The organism is Geodermatophilus sp. YIM 151500, assembly GCF_025716945.1.
In the GTDB taxonomy this organism is placed as follows: Bacteria; Actinomycetota; Actinomycetes; order Mycobacteriales; family Geodermatophilaceae; genus YIM-151500.
This window is the reverse complement of record NZ_JAOVZT010000001.1, coordinates 72,583-86,785: the sequence shown is the minus strand read 5'-3', so window position 1 is coordinate 86,785 and position 14,203 is coordinate 72,583. Positions and strand designations below refer to the sequence as shown.

Sequence of the window (14,203 nt, the reverse complement as noted above, 5' to 3'; positions counted from 1 at the left end):
GTCGGATACGCTGCACCTGTGACGGACGCCTCGTGGGACCGGTCGCGCTGCTCGGTGGCGGGCACGCTCGCGGTGGTGGGGGAGAAGTGGAGCCTGCTGGTGCTCCGCGAGGCCTTCCTCGGCGTACGGCGGTTCGCCGACCTGCAGCGGGTGCTCGGTGCCCCCAAGGCGGTGCTGACCGACCGGCTGGCGACGCTCGTCGAGCAGGGCATCCTCCGCCGGGTGCCCTACCGCGCCGAGGGGGAGCGGCAGCGGCACGAGTACCGGCTGACCGAGAAGGGCCTCGACCTCTATCCCACGCTGGTGGCGCTCATGCACTGGGGCGACCGGTGGCTGGCCGAGGAGGGGGACCGCCCGGTCGAGCTGCGGCACCGCGACTGCGGGGAGCCGGTGCGGCTGGCGCTGGTCTGCGGCGCGGGGCACGAGCTCTCCGGGGCGCGCGAGGTGCGACCGCGCATCCAGCCGGTCGCCGCGGGCGAGCCGCCGTCCGCCTGACCGCGCGGCGTCACCCGGGCGTCCTCACGGCGGGCCGGCCGTCGCCGTCCTCCCGCGCCCCCCCGTCGACCCCCACCGTGCGGTGGCCGCCCTCACCCTGCAGCACGAGGACCGGCACCGCGGGGCGAGGCCGGTCCGCGAGACCGGGTCGCGGAGGCCCCTCAGCGGAGGTGGACCTGCCAGTCGGCCGGTACCCGGCCGCGCGGCCCGGGGGCCGGCTGGTCGAGCGGGTGGTGCTGCGGCGGGGCGAGTTCGGGCCCGCGCAGCATCCGCTCGGTGGTGAAGTCGTAGAACCAGCTCTCGCCGGGCTCGAAGCTGCGGATCACCGGGTGGCCGGTGTCCGCGGCGTGCGCCCGCGCGTGGCGGGACGGCGAGGAATCGCAGCAGCCGACGTGCCCGCACTGCGCGCACCGGCGCAGGTGGAACCACCACCCGCCGGTCGCCTCGCACTCCAGGCACCCCGCGCCGGAGGGCGGGGCCGTCACGTCGATGCCGGCCGGTGCCGTCATGGCCCCTCCCGTGTCCACGCCGACGGTCTAGCGTGAGATTGCGCGCGCGGGGTGGTCGCCGCAAGCCCGCCGCCGCCGTGCTGTCCGCCGGCCGGCGTCCGCCGCCGCCCGGACCGCCGTGACGGGAGGCCCGATGGGCAAGCCGGTCCTGCTCAGCGTGGACGACGACCCGGGGGTGTCCCGCGCGGTCGCCCGCGACCTGCGCCGCCGCTACGGCGACGACCACCGGGTGCTGCGCGCGGGCTCCGGCGCGGAGGCGCTCGAGACGCTGCGCGAGCTCAAGCTCCGCGGCGACCGGGTCGCGGTCCTGCTGGCCGACTACCGGATGCCGGCGATGAACGGCATCGAGTTCCTCGAGCAGGCGATGGACCTGTTCCCGCGGGCGCGACGCTGCCTGCTGACCGCGTACGCCGACACCGACGCGGCCATCCAGGCGATCAACCTCGTCGACGTCGACGCCTACCTGCTCAAGCCGTGGGACCCGCCGGAGGAGAAGCTCTACCCGGTCGTCGACGCGATGACCGAGGCCTGGCGGGACAGCCGCGACACGGCCGTCGAGGACGTCAAGCTGGTGGGGCACCGGTGGTCGGCGCCGTCGTTCCGGATCCGCGACTTCCTCGCGCGCAACGCCGTCCCCTACCGGTGGTACGGCGTCGACGAGCCGGAGGCCCGCCGGCTGCTGGCCGCCGCCGGGGCCTCCGAGGACGACGTCCCGGTCGTCGTGACGCCGGACGCCCGGGTGCTGCGCTCGCCGTCCGAGGCGGAGGTCGCCGCAGTCGTCGGCCTCGGGGTCGAGCCGACCGCCGACTTCTACGACCTGGTCGTGGTCGGCGGCGGCCCGGCCGGGCTCGGCGCGGCCGTGTACGGGGCGTCCGAGGGGCTGCGGACGGTGCTCGTCGAGCGGTCGGCCACCGGAGGCCAGGCCGGCCAGAGCAGCCGCATCGAGAACTACCTCGGCTTCCCGGACGGCGTCTCCGGCGGCCAGCTCGCCGAGCGGGCGCGGCGGCAGGCGGGCAGGTTCGGCGCCGAGCTGCTGCTCGCCCGCGACGCGGTGGCGCTGGAGGTCCACGGCCCCAAGCGGGTGCTGCGCTTCGCCGACGGCGGCAGCATCGCCGCGCACGCCGTCGTCCTGGCCACCGGTGTGTCGTACCGCCAGCTCGACGTGCCCGGCGCGGAGGGCCTCACCGGCCGCGGCGTGTACTACGGCTCGGCGCTGACCGAGGCGGCCGAGTGCGCCGGCCGGGAGGTGTACGTGGTCGGTGGGGCCAACTCCGCCGGCCAGGCGGCGGTCTTCTTCGCGCGGTACGCCCGCGCGGTGCACCTGCTGGTGCGCGGCTCGTCGCTGCAGAGCTCGATGTCGCACTACCTGGTCGAGCAGCTGTCCGGGATCGACACCGTCACCGTGCACACCTGCACGACGGTGGCCGCGGCGCGGGGCGACGGCCACCTGGAGGCGCTCACCCTGCAGGACGCCCGGACGGGAGAACGGACGACGGTGCCGGCGTCCCACCTGTTCGTCTTCATCGGCGGGGCGCCGCGCACCGACTGGCTCGACGGGCAGGTGCTGCGGGACGGGCGGGGGTTCATCCCGACCGGCCCGGGCCTGCTGCGCGAGGGCCGCCCGCCGGCGGGCTGGCCGCTGGAGCGCGACCCCTACTTCCTGGAGTCGAGCCTGCCGGGCGTCTTCGTCGCCGGTGACGTCCGGGCCGACTCGGTCAAGCGGGTCGCCTCGGCGGTCGGGGAGGGCGCCATGGCGGTCACGCTCGTGCACCGCTACCTGGGGGAGCGGTGAGCGGCCCGGCCGCGCGGCTCGGACCGGCCGAGCTGCGCGAGCTGTTCCTCTTCGAGGACCTCGACGACGACCAGCTGGCGTGGGTCGCCGAGCACGGTGACGTCGTGGGCTGCCCCGCCGGCACGGCCCTCTACCGGGAGGGCGAGCCGGCCGAGTGCTTCTACGTGCTGCTCGAGGGCGCGCTGCGGATGTCGCGGCGGGTCGGGGGCGACGACGTGGAGATCGTCCGGACCGACTCCCCGGGGGTCTACGCCGGCGCCGTGCAGTTCTACTTCGGCGACCGGCTCGACCAGGTCTACGGCGGCAGCGTCACCGCGCTCACCGACTGCCGGTTCCTGGCGCTGCCCGCCGAGCAGTTCGCCACCGTGTTCCGGCGGTGGTACCCGATGGCGGTGCACCTGCTGGAGGGGATGTTCGTCGGGCAGCGCAGCGCGGCCGAGCTGGTCGGCCAGCGGGAGCGGCTGCTCGCCCTCGGCAAGCTGACCGCCGGCCTGACCCACGAGCTGAACAACCCGGCGGCGGCCGCGGCGCGGGCCACCGCCGCGCTCCGCGACCGGTTCGCCGGGATGCGGCACAAGCTGGCGCTGCTGTCCGACGGTCGCATCGACGGTGCCGTCCTGCGCTCCCTGACCGGGCTGCAGGAGGACTTCGTCGCCCGCATCGACGGCGGTGTGGAGCTGACCGCGCTGCAGCGGTCCGACCGCGAGGACGAGCTGGGCGACTGGCTGGAGCAGCGCGGGATCGCCTCGCCGTGGGAGCTCGCCGCCGTCTTCGTGGGTGCCGGACTGGACGCCGGCGACCTCGACCGGGTGGCGGCCACCGTGGCGCCGTCCTTCCTGGAACCGGCGCTGCGCTGGCTGGCGTACACCGTCGAGACCGAGACGCTGCTCGCGGAGATCACCGACAGCACCGGCCGCATCACCGCGCTGGTCGACGCGGCCAAGCAGTACTCCCAGCTGGACCGCGCGCCGCACCAGCCGACCGACCTGCACGCCGGCCTGGACGCGACGCTGGTGATGCTCGGCCGCAAGATCGGCGCCGGCGTCCGGGTGGTCAAGGAGTACGACCGCTCGCTGCCGCGGGTGCCGGCCTACGCCGGCGAGCTCAACCAGGTGTGGACCAACCTGGTGGTCAACGCGCTCGATGCGATGGCCGGGGAGGGGACCCTCACCCTGCGCACCGCCCGCGACGGCGACAGCGCCCTGGTCGAGGTGGCCGACACCGGACCCGGCGTGCCCGAGGAGCTGCGGCGGCGGATCTTCGAGCCGTTCTTCACCACCAAGCCGGTCGGGCAGGGGACCGGGCTGGGCCTGGACGTCTCGTGGCGGATCGTCGTCCAGCGGCACGGCGGCGACCTGCGGGTGCGCTCGGCCCCGGGGGACACCCGCTTCCAGGTGCGCCTGCCCCTGACCTGACCGGAGGAGATCCGTGCGGGTCACGCGCACGGATCTCCTCCGCTCGGGGTCAGGGCTTGACCGCGAGCACCGGGCGGTCGGCGTCGAGCAGGATGCGCTGCGCGGTGCTGCCCATCAGCAGCTTGCCCACCGGCGACCGGCGGCGCAGGCCGATCACGATCACCGAGGCGTCCGCCTCGCCCGCGACGCGCAGGACCTCGTCGGCCGCGTCACCGTCGTGAGCGGCCTGCCGCAGCTCCAGCTCGACGCCGGCCTCCTCGGCCCGTGCGGTCATCGTCCGGACGGCGGTGTCCGGGGCGACCTCGGTGCTCACCGGCGCCCCGCTGCGGGGCGAATTGACCACGACGAGGCGCTCCCCCCGGCGGCGGGCCTCCCCGAGCGCGGCCAGGAAGGCGGCGTCGCCCTCGGGGGTCGGCAGGTATCCGAGCAGGACGGTCACACGAGCTCCTCGGTCTCGGCCGGGCGCGCGGCACGGCGCCGGGCGACGGTCTTGGTGATCACAGGCAGGACCGCCACGACCAGGAGCAGGACCAGCAGCGTCCCGGAGATCGGGCGGGTCAGGAAGCCGCTCGGGTCGCCCTCGAAGATCAGCAGCGACCGGCGCAGGTTGTTCTCCAGCAGGGCACCGAGCACGAAGGCCAGCACGAGCGGCCCGGGGTCGAAGCCGAGCTTCTTCATCAGGTAGCCGAGGGCGCCGAAGACGACGACCAGGCCGATGTCGAAGACGCTGTTCCGGACGGTGTAGACGCCGATCAGCGTGATGAGGACCGTGATCGGCGCCAGCACCGTCGCGCGGACCCGCAGGATGCGCACGAACACGCCGACCAGCGGGATGCTCATGATCAGCAGCAGGATGTTGCCGATGTACATGGAGTTGACCACGCCCCAGAACAGCTCGGGGTCCTGGTCGACGAGCTGGGGACCGGGCGTGATGCCCTGGATGAGCAGCGCCCCGAAGATCACCGCCATCGTCGCGTTCGCGGGGATGCCCAGGGTGAGCAGCGGGATGAACGACGACGTCGCGGCGGCGTTGTTCGCCGTCTCGGGGGCGGCCACGCCCTCGACCGCGCCCTTGCCGAACCGCTCGGGGGTCTTCGACCGCCGCTTCTCCAGCGCGTAGGCCGCCAGGGAGGACAGGGTCGCCCCGCCGCCGGGCAGGATGCCGAGGAAGAAGCCGAGGACCGAGCCGCGGCCGATCGCGCCGGAGGACTGGCGCAGGTCCGCCCGCGAGGGCCACACGTTGGCGACCGTCGACGGGGCCTGCACGGCCCGGTGCCGCTCCTCCAGGTTGTAGAGGATCTCGCCGAGGCCGAACAGGCCCATCGCGATCGGCACGAAGTCCAGGCCGTCGGCCAGGTTCAGGTTGTCGAACGTGAAGCGCTCGGCGCCGGTGAAGCTGTCCCGGCCCACCGTGGCCAGCAGCAGTCCGACGGCGGCGGCGGTGACCGCCTTGAGCCGGTCGCCGACGCTGACCGTGGAGACGAGCAGGATGCCCAGCAGGGCGAGTGCCGTGTACTCCGGAGGGCCGAAGTCCAGGGCGAAGCCGGCCACCAGCGGCGCGACCAGGGAGAGGGCGACGACCGACACGGTCCCGCCGACGAAGGAACCGATGGCCGCGATGCCCAGCGCCGTCCCGGCGCGACCGGAGCGCGCCAGCGCGTGCCCGTCGAAGACGGTCACCACCGAGGAGGCCTCGCCGGGCAGCCGGAGCAGGACCGAGGTGATCGTCCCGCCGTACTGGGCGCCGTAGAAGATGCCGGCCAGCATGATGATGGCGGTGACCGGCTCGATGCCGAGGGTCAGCGGCAGCAGGATGGCGATGGTGGCCGCCGGACCCAGGCCGGGCAGGACGCCGATGAGCATGCCGATGAGCACGCCCAGCAGGCAGTAGAGCAGGTTCGTGGGTTCGAGGACGACGCCGAAGCCGTCCAGCACCGGGGCGAGATCCACCGCTGACTCCTCAGAACAGGTGGGGGATCGGGACCGAGAGGGCCACGACGAAGACCAGGTAGAAGGCGACGACCGCGGCGACGCTGGTGACCAGCGACAGCCGCCAGCCCTCGCGACCGAGCAACCGCAGCCACACGAACAGCAGCAGCGCGGCGGGGATCTCGAAGCCGATCACGCCGACGAGCGCGACGAAGGCGACCATGGTGGCCAGCCCCGCGACGACCAGCCAGCTCGCCCGCGTGAAGCGCTCGGCGTCGGCGGTCCGGCGGACCAGCGCCAGCAGGCCCACGCCGAAGGCGACCAGCGCGATGCCGATCAGGAACGGCCACAGCCCGGGGCGGGGCGCCGAGGCGGTGCCGAGCTCCAGCGCGGTGGCGCCGACCGCCGTCACCACGCCGAGGGCGATGACGCCGAGGGCGATCAGGGCGTTGGCGACCGGGCCCGCGGGTGGCGGGCGCTCCTCCTCCAGCACCTCGTCGGCGGCCACCTCGTCGTCCAGGACCTCGTCGGCGGCCTCCGCGACAGCGGGGACGCCGCCGTCCTGCGGCGCCGGCCGAGCGGGGACCGGGTCGCCGGCCGGGTCGCCGGCCGGGTCGCCGGCCGGGCCGGTCCCGGCGGCGGGGGTGCCGCCGGGACCGGAGGGCCGCGCCGTGCCGTTGCGGGCGGATGTCATGGCTCCTCCTCGGCTCCGGTCGCCGGGGCCGTGCCCCGGGGTGCGGGTCGCGTGACCGACCCCGCGGGGTCGGTCCCGCGGTCCCGCTCAGGTCGATGCCGTACTCGTCGACCACGGTGCGGTAGCGCTCGAGGTTCTCGGTCCACTGCGCCTGCAGCTCGTCGCCGCCGAGCTCGTTGGGGGTGAGCAGCCGCTCCTCGTTGAACGTCTGGTAGGTCTCCGACCCGAAGACGCCCTCGAAGGCCGTCCGCAGCTCGTCGAGCACCTCCTCCGGGGTGCCCTGGGGCGCGACGACCGCGCGCGACTGCTGCACCGGCACGTCGTATCCGGCCTCGATCGCGGTCGGGACGTCGGGGAGGTAGCTCGGGCGCTCCTCGGCGAAGGTGACGATCGGGGTCAGCTCGCCCGCCTCGATCTGGGTGATCGCCTCGCCGAGCTGCACGGACGCGACGTCGACCTGACCGCCGAGGACGGCGGTCAGCGTGGGCGCCCCGCCGTCGAAGGGCACCGCGGTGGCGTCGATGCCGGCCTGGTTGAACAGCAGCTCCTGGGAGAGCTGGCTGCCGGTGCCGACGCCGGTGGTGCCGAAGGTGACCGGCCGCCCGGCCGCCGCGAGGTCGTCGACGGTGGTGAAGCCCGAGGACGGCGCGGTGACGAGGACGTAGTCGTCGAGCGAGAGGCCGGTGACGACCTCGTAGTCGTTGATGTCGACCGCCTCCTCCTCGCTCACCGCGAGGGGGGTGATGTAGGCCAGGCTCCCGACGAAGGTCAGCAGCGTCTGGCCGTCCGGCTCGGCGCCGGCGAGCTCCTGGGCGGCCACCGCGCCGTTGGCGCCGGGGCGGTTCTCGACCGTGACGGGGACGCCGAGCTCGTCGGAGAGCTGCTCGGCGATGGCGCGGGTGATCAGGTCGGTGCTGCCGCCCGGGTCCTGGCCGACCAGCCACGTGATGGGGCCGTCGGGGAAGGTGTCGGCGCCGGCCTCGGTGCTCCCGCCGCCGAGGTTGCCGCCGCAGGCGGCCAGGGTGAGGGTCGCGGCGAGGCCTGCGGCCGCGAGCGCGGTCCGCCGGGCGTGGTGGGTGCTGGGCATGTCCATCTCCTCGTCGAGCGCTCGTCGAACGCGCGGGGTGGTGGTCCGTCGGTGTGAGCGGGCTCACCGGATCTCGGTCGAGCGGAGCGTATGGACGGCGTCTCATGCCTGTCCAAAACCAATGGAGCATTGGTTGATACCTTGACGGCATGGCGTTCACCCTGGAGCAGCTCCGCGGCTTCGTGGCCGTCGCGGAGGAGCTCCACTTCGGGCGCGCCGCCGAGCGGCTGCAGATCACCCAACCCCCGCTCAGCCGGCAGATCCAGAAGCTCGAGCGGGTCGTCGGCGCGCAACTGCTCGAACGCGACAACCGCCGGGTCGTCCTCACGGCCGCCGGGCAGGCCTTCCTCACCGAGGCCCGCCGGCTGCTCGCCCTCGCCGACGCGGCCCCGGCGCTGGCGCGCCGGGTGTCCTCGGGCTCGGCCGGTCTGGTGCGGATCGGCTTCACCGCCGCGTCGACGTACGGGACGCTCGGCCGGCTGCTCAACGTGCTCGCGGCGGAGCTGCCGGACGTCGACATCGACCTGCAGGAGGGCGTCACCCGGGAGCAGGTCGCCGCGCTGCTGCGCGAGGAACTCGACCTCGGCCTGAGCCGCCCGCCCTTCGACCGGGAGACCTTCGACTCCCGGCTGCTGCACCGGGAGGCCCTCCTGGTCGCGGTGCCCGAGGGGCATCCCCTGACCCGGCTCGGCCGTCCCGCCGGACCGGCCGACCTGGCCGCCGAGCCGGTGATCATGCACTCGCCGGTCAGTGCGCGGTACTTCTACGACCTGGTCGTGACCTCCGTGCCGCTCGCCCACGAGAACGTCGTCCACACCGTGAGCCAGGTGCTCACCATGGTGTGGCTGGTCGCCGCGAGACGGGGGATCGCCTTCGTGCCGGCGTCCGCGGCCCGGCTCGGCATCGCCGGTGTCGACTTCGTCGCCCTCGACCTGCCCGTGCCCGAGCCGGTCGAGCTGCACCTGCTCTGGCTCCGCGGCTCCCGCAACCCCGCGCTGCGGCAGGTGTTGCGCGTCCTGTCCGGCCGGCGGTTCTGAACCGCATCGTCCAACCCGCGGTCCTGCACCCCGGTGCCGACCCCGTCGATGCTCATCGGGCATCGCGCGATGCGGAAGCGCACTTGGACACGCATCGACAGGCGTTCCTACGGTGACGCCGACCACCGCCCGCGCCGGTCGAGCGCGGCGCCCCGTCGATCCCGAGGACGACCCCGTGACCGCGATGTCCCCCGAAGAGCTCGCCGCCCGGCTGAAGTCCGGCCTGCTCTCCTTCCCGGTGACCCACTTCGACGCCGACCTGCAGTTCGACGAGCCGCGCTACCGGCAGCACCTCGCCTGGCAGTCCGGCTTCGACGTCGCCGGGCTGTTCGCCGCCGGCGGGACCGGTGAGGGCTTCTCGCTGACCTCCGAGGAGATGGACCGCGTGGTGCGCGTCGCCGTCGACGAGGTGGCCGGCAGGGTGCCGGTCGTCGCGCCGGCGACCGGCGGCACGGTGGTGTCGGTGGCGCAGGCGAAGGCCGCCCAGGCCGCCGGGGCCTCGGGGCTGCTGCTGTTCCCGCCGTACCTCACCGAGGCCGACCAGCGCGGCCTGGTCGAGCACATCGGCGCGGTCTGCCGAGCGACCGACCTGGGCGTCATCGTCTACAGCCGGGCCAACGCCGTGCTCACCGACGCCACCGTGGCCGAGGTCGCCGACCGCAACCCGAACCTGATCGGGCTCAAGGACGGCGTCGGCGACATCGAGCAGATGACCCGGACCTACGCCCGGGTCGGCGACCGGCTGATCTACGTCGGCGGCCTGCCCACGGCCGAGACGTTCGCGTTGCCGCTGCTCCAGCTCGGCGTGAGCACCTACTCGTCGGCGCTGTACAACTTCCTGCCCGAGTTCGCCCTCCGCTTCTACGCGGCGGTGCGCGCGCAGGACCGGACGGCGGTGTACCGGATGCTCGGCGAGTTCGTGCTGCCCTACCTCGACATCCGCGACCGCGCCAAGGGGTACGCCGTCTCCATCGTCAAGGCCGGGCTCACCGCCGTCGGCCGGGACGGCGGCCGCGTGCGCCCGCCGCTGACCGACCTCACGGAGGCGGAGCTGGCCGAGCTGACCGCACTGGTCGAGAAGGTCTCCTGACCGCCCACCGCCCGGAGGAACGAGCGATGACAGGCCGCACGCCCACCGTCGTGTCCGTCGAAGCGGTGCCCGTCGCCGGGCACGACAGCATGCTGCTGAACCTCAGCGGCGCGCACGGTCCCTTCTTCACCCGCAATATCGCGCTGGTCACCGACAGCGAGGGGCGGGTCGGCGTCGGGGAGGTGCCCGGCGGGGAGGCCATCCGGCGCACCATCGAGGACGCCGGCGCGTTGCTGACCGGCCGGCCGGTCGCGCAGTTCGCCCAGCTCCTGCGGTCGGTGGCGACCGCCTTCGCCGACCGGGACGCCGCCGGCCGCGGACTGCAGACCTTCGACCTGCGGACGACGATCCACGCGGTGACGGCGCTGGAGTCGGCCCTGCTCGACCTGCTCGGCCAGCACCTGGGCGTGCCGGTGGCCGAGCTGCTGGGCGAGGGGCAGCAGCGCGACGCCGTCCCGATGCTCGGCTACCTCTTCTACGTCGGCGACCGGCGGGCCACCGACCTGCCCTACCTCGCCGAGGACGACCCCGCCGACGACTGGGAGCGGCTGCGCCGGGAGCCGGCGCTGACGCCCGACGCCGTCGTGGCGCTGGCCGAGGCGGCGCAGGCCCGCTACGGGTTCTCCGACTTCAAGCTCAAGGGCGGCGTGCTGCCCGGCGAGGAGGAGGTGGCCGCCGTCCGCGCGCTGGCCGAGCGGTTCCCGGACGCGCGGATCACGCTGGACCCCAACGGCGGCTGGCTGCTGACCGAGGCCGTCGAGCTGTGCCGCGACCTGCACGGTGTGCTCGCCTACGCCGAGGACCCGGTCGGGGCCGAGGGCGGTTTCTCCGGGCGCGAGGTGATGGCCGAGTTCCGGCGGGCCACCGGACTGCCGACCGCGACCAACATGATCGCCACCGACTGGCGGCAGATGGCGCACGCGATCCGGGCCTCCGCGGTGGACATCCCGCTGGCCGACCCGCACTTCTGGACGATGCGCGGCTCGGTCCGGGTCGCCCAGCTGTGCGCCGACTTCGGGCTGACCTGGGGCTCGCACAGCAACAACCACTTCGACGTCTCGCTGGCGATGTTCACCCACGTCGGCGCCGCCGCCCCCGGCAGCGTCACCGCGCTGGACACGCACTGGATCTGGCAGGACGGGCAGGTGCTCACCCGCGAGCCCCTGCGGATCCGGGACGGCGCCATCGCGGTGCCCACCGCACCCGGGCTCGGTGTGGAGATCGACCGCGACGCGCTCGGGGCCGCCCACCAGCTCTACCTGGAGCACGGCCTGGGTGCCCGCGACGACGCCGCCGCCATGCAGTACCTCGTCCCCGGCTGGTCCTTCGACCCGAAGCGTCCCTGCCTCGTCCGCTGACCGTCCGCGACCCAGGAGCCCCCGTGACCACGACCGTCCCCACCCTCGCCCCCCGCAGCGCCCCGGCGGTGCTCGACCGCATCGAGTCGGTGACCCTCTCCTCGGTCACGCTGCCGCTGCCCAACCCGATCAGCGACGCGAAGGTCTTCACCGGCCGGCAGCGGCCGATGACCGAGGTCGCCTTCCTGTTCGCCGAGATCCGCACCGAGGCCGGGCTGGAGGGCGTCGGCTTCAGCTACAGCAAGCGCGCCGGCGGCCCGGCCCAGTTCGCGCACGCCCGCGAGATCGCCCCGGACCTCATCGGGGAGGACCCCAGCGACATCGGCCGGCTGTGGACCAAGCTGGTGTGGGCCGGTGCCTCCGTCGGCCGCAGCGGTGCCGCCACCCAGGCCATCGCGGCGATCGACGTGGCGCTGTGGGACCTGAAGGCCAAACGGGCCGGCCTGCCGCTGGCCAAGCTCCTCGGTGCGCACCGCGACTCGGTGCGCTGCTACAACACCTCCGGCGGCTTCCTGCACGAGTCGGTCGAGCAGGTGAAGGAGAACGCCACCCGGACCCTCGAGTCGGGCGTCGGGGGCATCAAGATCAAGGTCGGCCTGCCGGACTCCGCCGAGGACCTGCGCCGGGTGCGCGCCGTGCGCGAGCACCTCGGCGACGGCGTCCCCTTCATGGTCGACGCCAACCAGCAGTGGGACCGCTCGACCGCGATGCGGGTCGGCCGCCGGCTGGAGGAGTTCGACCTGGTGTGGATCGAGGAGCCGCTCGACGCCTACGACGCCGAGGGCCACGCCCAGCTGGCCCGTTCGCTGGACACCGCGATCGCCACCGGCGAGATGCTCACCAGCGTGGCGGAGCACCACGAGCTCATCCGCCGGGGCGCGGTCGACATCCTCCAGCCCGACGCGCCGCGGGTCGGCGGCATCACGCAGTTCCTGAAGCTGGCCGCCCTCGCCGAGCACCGCAACCTGGGGCTGGCGCCGCACTTCGCCATGGAGATCCACGTCCACCTGGCCGCCGCCTACCCGATCGAGCCGTGGGTCGAGCACTTCGACTGGCTGCACCCCCTGTTCGACGAGCGGCTCGAGACGCGGGACGGCCGGATGCACCTCTCCGACCGCCCGGGCCTGGGCGTGACCCCCAGCGACCAGCTGCGCGCCTGGACCGTGGATCGCGTGCACGTCGACGCGCCCCGCTGAACCCCGTCCCACCTGGAGGAACCCATGGCAGATGACACCGTCCGCGGAGTCGCCAGCATCGACCCGCGCACCGGCGCGACCGTCGAGGTCGTCGCGCAGGAGACCACGACCGCGGAGGTCGACCGCCTCTGCACCGCCGCGCTGGCGGCCGCACCGGCGCTGGAGGAGCGGGGGCGGGCCGGCCGCGCCGCGCTGCTGCGGGCGCTCGCCGACGCGCTGGAGGGCCGGCGGGACGACGTGGTCGCCGTCGCCGACCGGGAGACGGCCCTCGGCGCGACCCGGCTGAACGGCGAGCTGACCCGCACCCGCTTCCAGTTGCGCCTGTTCGCCGAGGTGCTGGAGGAGGGCGGCTACCTGGAGGCGGCGCTCGACCCCGCCGGCGACACGCCGATGGGGCCGCGCCCCGACCTGCGCCGGATGCTCGTGCCGATCGGCCCGGTCGCCGTCTTCGGCGCGAGCAACTTCCCGCTGGCCTTCTCCGTGCCCGGCGGCGACACCGCCTCGGCCCTGGCGGCCGGCTGCCCGGTGGTGGTCAAGGCCCACGGCTCCCACCCGGCCACCTCCCAGCTGGTGTTCGAGGTGCTGGAGCAGGCGGCGCGGAAGGCCGGCGCGCCGGAGGGGACCCTCGGCCTGGTCCACGGCGTGCAGGGCGGCGCCGACCTGATGGCCCACCCGGCGATCCGTGCCGTCGGCTTCACCGGCTCGGTGGGCGGAGGCCGGGCGCTGCTGCAGATCATCGAGTCCCGACCCGACCCGATCCCGTTCTTCGGCGAGCTGAGCAGCCTCAACCCGGTGGTCGTCACGCCGCAGGCGGCCGCGGAGCGGGCCGCCGACATCGCCACCGGGCTGGTCGGGTCGTTCACCCTGGGCGCCGGGCAGTTCTGCACCAAGCCGGGGCTGGCGTTCGTGCCCTCGGGCGCGGACGGCGACGCGCTGGTCGACGCAATGGCGACCGCCGTGGGTCGGCTGCCGGCCCAGGTGCTGCTCAACGAGGGCATCGCGGCCGCCTACGCGCGGATCTCCGGGGAGCTCGCCCGGCAGCGCGCCGTCCGGCCGGTCGCGCGGGGGGCCGACCCGGCGGGTGCGGGCTTCGAGGCCGTGCCCCTGCTGCTCACCACGGACGCCGCCGACCTGCCGGACGCCGTGACCGAGGAGTGCTTCGGACCGGTGGCCGTCGTGGCCCGCTACGACGGGGAGGCCGGGCTGTCGGCCGCGCTGGAGAGGATGCCGTCGTCGCTGACCGCGACGGTGCTACGGGGCGACGGTGAGACCGCGCTGCCGCTGGCGGTGTCGCAGCAGCTGCGCGGCCGCGCCGGGCGGCTGGTCTACGACGCCTACCCGACCGGGGTGGCGGTGTCGTGGGCGCAGCACCACGGCGGGCCCTGGCCCAGCACGAACTCCCAGCACACCTCCGTCGGCACCACGGCGGTCCGCCGGTTCCTGCGCCCGGTCGCCTGGCAGAACGCGCCGCAGGAGGTCCTCCCGGAGGAGCTCACCGACGGCTTCACCGGCATCCCGCGCCGCGTCGACGGGGTGCTCCGCCCGGCCGGTGCCTGAGCGGGCGCCGGAGCCGGTGGCCGCGCCGCCCGTCCACCGGGCAG

General features: G+C 74.6%; 12 protein-coding genes and 1 pseudogene. 8 read left to right on the top strand and 5 right to left on the bottom strand.

Going from position 1 to position 14,203, the window contains the following annotated elements; genetic code table 11:
* Positions 1-18 precede the first annotated feature (18 nt).
* The gene (locus tag OF117_RS00385) at positions 19-495 is read left to right on the top strand and encodes a winged helix-turn-helix transcriptional regulator (protein WP_263550800.1); all 477 of its coding nucleotides are present in this window, start codon (positions 19-21) and stop codon (positions 493-495) included.
* Positions 496-656: 161 nt separating this feature from the next.
* Here the strand turns inward: OF117_RS00385 and OF117_RS00380 are convergent, their stop codons facing one another.
* Complete coding sequence (locus OF117_RS00380; protein ID WP_263550799.1) at positions 657-1,004, bottom strand: UBP-type zinc finger domain-containing protein; 348 nt, start codon at positions 1,002-1,004, stop codon at positions 657-659.
* 133 nt (positions 1,005-1,137) lie between these two features.
* Here OF117_RS00380 and OF117_RS00375 point away from each other — a divergent pair, with 133 nt between their 5' ends.
* Together OF117_RS00375 and OF117_RS00370 are read left to right on the top strand one after the other, a co-directional pair.
* A complete protein-coding gene (locus OF117_RS00375) occupies positions 1,138-2,796 on the top strand; it encodes an FAD-dependent oxidoreductase (protein WP_263550798.1) in 1,659 nt (552 codons plus the stop codon).
* A complete protein-coding gene (locus OF117_RS00370; protein WP_263550797.1) occupies positions 2,793-4,211 on the top strand; it encodes an ATP-binding protein in 1,419 nt (472 codons plus the stop codon). The genes OF117_RS00375 and OF117_RS00370 overlap by 4 nt, the downstream gene beginning before the upstream one ends.
* A 49-nt stretch (positions 4,212-4,260) precedes the next feature.
* Here OF117_RS00370 and OF117_RS00365 read toward each other — a convergent pair whose 3' ends face one another.
* The 4 genes and pseudogenes from OF117_RS00365 to OF117_RS00350 all read right to left on the bottom strand — a co-directional run.
* On the bottom strand, positions 4,261-4,650 hold the full coding sequence (locus OF117_RS00365) for a universal stress protein (protein WP_263550796.1): 390 nt from the start codon (positions 4,648-4,650) through the stop codon (positions 4,261-4,263).
* Positions 4,647-6,161: a tripartite tricarboxylate transporter permease gene (locus OF117_RS00360; protein WP_263550795.1), complete on the bottom strand. Its 1,515-nt coding sequence runs from the start codon at positions 6,159-6,161 to the stop codon at positions 4,647-4,649. The genes OF117_RS00365 and OF117_RS00360 overlap by 4 nt, the downstream gene beginning before the upstream one ends.
* Positions 6,162-6,171: 10 nt before the next feature.
* On the bottom strand, positions 6,172-6,834 hold the full coding sequence (locus tag OF117_RS00355; protein ID WP_263550794.1) for a tripartite tricarboxylate transporter TctB family protein: 663 nt from the start codon (positions 6,832-6,834) through the stop codon (positions 6,172-6,174).
* A 163-nt stretch (positions 6,835-6,997) separates the two neighbouring features.
* Positions 6,998-7,921: pseudogene (locus OF117_RS00350) on the bottom strand (tripartite tricarboxylate transporter substrate binding protein); the annotation flags it as partial.
* A gap of 149 nt (positions 7,922-8,070) precedes the next feature.
* Between OF117_RS00350 and OF117_RS00345 the strand changes: the two are divergent.
* From OF117_RS00345 to OF117_RS00325, 5 genes are all read left to right on the top strand, one after another.
* Complete coding sequence (locus tag OF117_RS00345; protein WP_263550793.1) at positions 8,071-8,958, top strand: LysR family transcriptional regulator; 888 nt, start codon at positions 8,071-8,073, stop codon at positions 8,956-8,958.
* Between the two features lie 184 nt (positions 8,959-9,142).
* Positions 9,143-10,048 (top strand): 5-dehydro-4-deoxyglucarate dehydratase, encoded by a 906-nt coding sequence (kdgD, locus tag OF117_RS00340; protein WP_263551425.1) that lies wholly within the window; start codon positions 9,143-9,145, stop codon positions 10,046-10,048.
* Positions 10,049-10,074: 26 nt separating this feature from the next.
* Positions 10,075-11,406, top strand: a complete 1,332-nt coding sequence (locus OF117_RS00335; protein WP_263550792.1) for an enolase C-terminal domain-like protein — start codon at positions 10,075-10,077, stop codon at positions 11,404-11,406.
* Between the two features lie 23 nt (positions 11,407-11,429).
* The gene (locus tag OF117_RS00330) at positions 11,430-12,602 is read left to right on the top strand and encodes an L-talarate/galactarate dehydratase (RefSeq protein WP_263550791.1); all 1,173 of its coding nucleotides are present in this window, start codon (positions 11,430-11,432) and stop codon (positions 12,600-12,602) included.
* A gap of 24 nt (positions 12,603-12,626) precedes the next feature.
* Complete coding sequence (locus tag OF117_RS00325; protein WP_263550790.1) at positions 12,627-14,159, top strand: aldehyde dehydrogenase (NADP(+)); 1,533 nt, start codon at positions 12,627-12,629, stop codon at positions 14,157-14,159.
* Positions 14,160-14,203 lie beyond the last annotated feature (44 nt).